Here is a 3,422-nt window from a genome sequence, read left to right on the forward strand (position 1 = left end):
TTGTGCCGCTGCCGCAGAAGGGATCAAGAATAATGTCGCCGCGCTGCGTCGCGTCGAGGATCGCGTCGGCGACCATCGCGATTGGCTTGACGGTCGGGTGAACATCGAGGCCGCGCGTTCGGCCGCGTCGGGCGAAAGCGTTGGCGCCCGGGTAATTCCAGACATTCGTCCGGTTTCGACCGAATTTGCCGAGCTGCACATTGTTCTCGCGCCGCGCGCCGCGCTTTCCGAACACGAAAATCAGCTCATGGCGCGAGCGATAAAGAGAGCCCATGCCTCCGTTCGGCTTGACCCAAACGCAAAGATTGATCAGCTCGCAATCGAGCGCACGAACGGTCTCGACCATCTCGAAGACGTGGCGCCAGTCCATGCAGGCAAAGAACGTCGCGCCTTCGCTGACGTGAGTCGCCATCAGGCCGAACGCATCGGTGAGAAAGCGAGAGAAGGCCTCGCTCGTCATCTCGCCGGAAGCCATGGCAAATTCGCGATGCTTCTTTCGACCTTTACCGCCCGCGTGACCCTTGATGCGGACGTTATAGGGTGCGTCGCTAAACACCCCCGAGGCTTTCTGTCCCTCGAGGAGCGCCTCGTAGGCGGAAGGATCGAGCGCGTCGCCGCAGAAGAGGCGATGATCGTTCAAAAGCCACAGGTCGCCGGGTCGGGAGACAGGCCGTCCGCAAGGAGCGTCAAACTCATCTGCGCCGTCGGCTACATCCGGCGCCTCCAAAGACTGTAGACGAAAGTCGATCTCCGGAGGCTCGAAGCCCGTCGCCTCGATCTCGAAATCAAGGGCAATTTCAGAAAGCTCCTTAAGAACGATCGCGACTTTGGCGTCGTCCCAGGAGGACCGGTCGGTCAGCTTGTTATCCGCGAGCATGTAGGCCTTGGCTTGCGCCTCAGTCAGATGCTCAAGCCGGATGACGGGGACGGTTTCGAGCCCGAGCCGCTTTGCCGCCTCAAGGCGGCCATGTCCTGCGACAACCCTGTCTTTCCATCGACCAGGATCGGGGCGTTGAAGCCGAAAGCTTCAATGCTGCTGGCAATCGCTGCTATTTGCTGAGGACTATGCCGGCGCGGATTGGATGGGTCTGGCGCAAGGCGATCGAGCTTCAAGAGCTCAAAATTTCCATAGGCGAGCGCGGAGCCGGGTGACGACGCAGCTAAGCGCCGCGGACGCGTGGCCTTTTTATCTTTCGGCATCTTTCGATCCTCTTATGCTCTCGGGGCGCTCTATACGGAAAATGGATTCGAAGACTGGCTCGCTGCGTCGGTTGGCCAACCAGGACAACCGACGCGACTCCTGCCGCCCGCCAACATTGTCGGCGACGTTTGCCTCATAAGAGGCTTCGCAAATCGAGAGCGCTTTAGATTTGGTTGTCGCGGCGGACGCGTGGCGCGGCGCGCTAAGCCGCAGACACCAGTATGAGGGGCGCGATCACGCCGATTGCCGAATCAATACGCAAGCCATCGTGAACCTCGTGAGCTTTGGGACGTCCAGCAAAAATTAAAGCAGAAAGCCCGAATCTCTACGGTTCGTTGGCCGGCTATTTCGTGTCCGAACGAACCATTTCTTCACGTTCCCGCCATTCGCGGTCACGGGTTCGACGAGCCTCTCGAATTCGATCAAGCGTGACTTTGCAGCGAAGTGTGGCCTCGGCCAAATCGGCTGCGGCTTCCGAGTGTGGGCGGCCACAGCAGCGTTCAACCCCCTCCGCCAACCAACCGATAGCGGCGGTCTCGGCCGCTTTGCCGGCAGTCTTACGCGTCGCGCCCAGGCGCAGAACGGTCCCTTTAGCCATGCGGCGATGCGCCTTTATCGCGTTGTCGAGATAGTACAGTCCCTGTTTGATGTCGTGAATCGTCGAGGGGTGGTATCTCAAGGAGGCGGAGAGGCGGTCTTTAGGCTCTTGATTGAGTTCATGAGCAAAGCGCCGTAGGTCCGCTACTGCCCGGCTCAGTCGCTCGAGCCGTCTGCTTTCGCGCTGTTAATTTAGACGGGTGGGGACATGTCTTCTGAAGGTTCGGCGCATTTCGTCTGCTTCGATACAAGCGGTCAGGACTCCATGCGCTCCCGCTCCGTCGAGGCCGAGCTTGGCGAAGGCTGCGGCCGCCCGCTCGTCGCGCGATAGGCGATCGAGCACCGCCGCCGCGTGGTCGTCGAGGCAATCGGCCGCCGACTGACGGAATGCAGCGATAGCGTCTACTAGGCCAAGCGTGATGGTTTTCTTTGCTTTCATCGGAGGACCTCGCGCTGACTTAGCGGCGCAAATTGTTGGGCTAAAATGCGGGCGGCGGGGAAGGTAACGCTGGCTTGAAATCTCCAGCCACCCAAATTTTGGCTTGGCACGGAAAAGACAGATCTTGCCATGGCGGCCAACACCGAATCGTGTGTATCGCGTCCGCAAGGCTCTCCGGCGACGTTTTAATTTCACGCTGAAAATCGCTGTTCCGTCTGCCTTAATTTCCCTGTTTGCGGCCCAATGTAAACAACCGCTAATGATTTGAAAGAAGGAAAGTTTTGCCGGAAAACAGCCGTGACCGGCGCCCTTTAGCCCGTAAATCAATGCGTTTTCCCTGTTTAACAGGGAATTGCCTGCCCGAGACGGGTTCGCCGTGGACTGCGTCCCCAGCCAGCGTCTAACATATTGATATTGCAAGTGTTATTGTCTTTTTGACAGCGCGATTTCTCGCGAGAATTCAGGACGTTGTCGGCAGGGGTGGAATGCCGCTCGGCGACGGAGACGGTTCTCGACGCCGCTCTCGTCCGCGGTCGCCTCGATTTCTCTGCACGGCCGTTTTGAGGTTCACTGCTCTGTCGCTAACGAGCAGCGTCCGCCCGCCGTCGCGGAGCGGCTTCCGGCCAGAGGAAAGGGGCAGGCGATCGTCACGGTGTGGTCGGACCAGCATCGCTCCCGAGCTTGTCGGCTTGGCGCGCCCCGCACTTCGATCGATCGTCGGCGGGCCTCGACCCTAAGCGCAGTTCGCGTGTCAGGAGTTCGCGACCATCGTTCGCGGCGGCGCATGGGTTGTCGGGACGCCTTACATTGAGGGTCGATCAAAGGCGCGACGCCGTACTCAAATTGGCGCGGTCTGCGCGATTCAGACCCTTGCGCGCCAGCGCGATCGTCATGCGGCCTCGCGGAAGCCCAGAAGCTTTTTTTGTTCGGCCCAATCAGCCGGCAGTCGCGGCAAAAGCCGCGTCAGCGATTTGGCGGTGAGATGGGACGGCTGTCTGCCGTTGACGATCGCCGTTGTGATGTCCGGCGCCAACCACGGCAGACGCAGGATCGAATAGAGGTGCGGCGCGGTCACGCCCTCCTCAAGCGCAACGTCGCGGACGCTAAGTTTGGGATTTTTGCTGAGGCTCGATTGGACGCGATGCGCGCGGGCGAGAATGCGCAGAAGGCTTAGATCGGGAGCAG

The 3,422-nt window shown here is 60.1% G+C and carries 2 protein-coding genes and 2 pseudogenes; all 4 read right to left on the minus strand.

Annotated elements, in window-relative coordinates:
• Nucleotides 1-877 (minus strand): DNA-methyltransferase (locus tag CR492_RS20100; RefSeq protein WP_102845485.1); only part of this gene is annotated, 877 nt, incomplete at its 3' end.
• Nucleotides 878-996: 119 nt separating this feature from the next.
• Nucleotides 997-1,200: pseudogene (locus tag CR492_RS21580) on the minus strand (ParB N-terminal domain-containing protein); the annotation flags it as partial.
• A 785-nt stretch (nucleotides 1,201-1,985) separates the two neighbouring features.
• On the minus strand, nucleotides 1,986-2,564 hold the full coding sequence (locus CR492_RS20625; RefSeq protein WP_146030350.1) for a hypothetical protein: 579 nt from the start codon (nucleotides 2,562-2,564) through the stop codon (nucleotides 1,986-1,988).
• Between the two features lie 562 nt (nucleotides 2,565-3,126).
• Nucleotides 3,127-3,422: pseudogene (locus CR492_RS20935) on the minus strand (hypothetical protein); the annotation flags it as partial.

The organism is Methylocella silvestris (assembly GCF_002891535.1).
In the GTDB taxonomy this organism is placed as follows: domain Bacteria; phylum Pseudomonadota; class Alphaproteobacteria; order Rhizobiales; family Beijerinckiaceae; genus Methylocapsa; species Methylocapsa silvestris_A.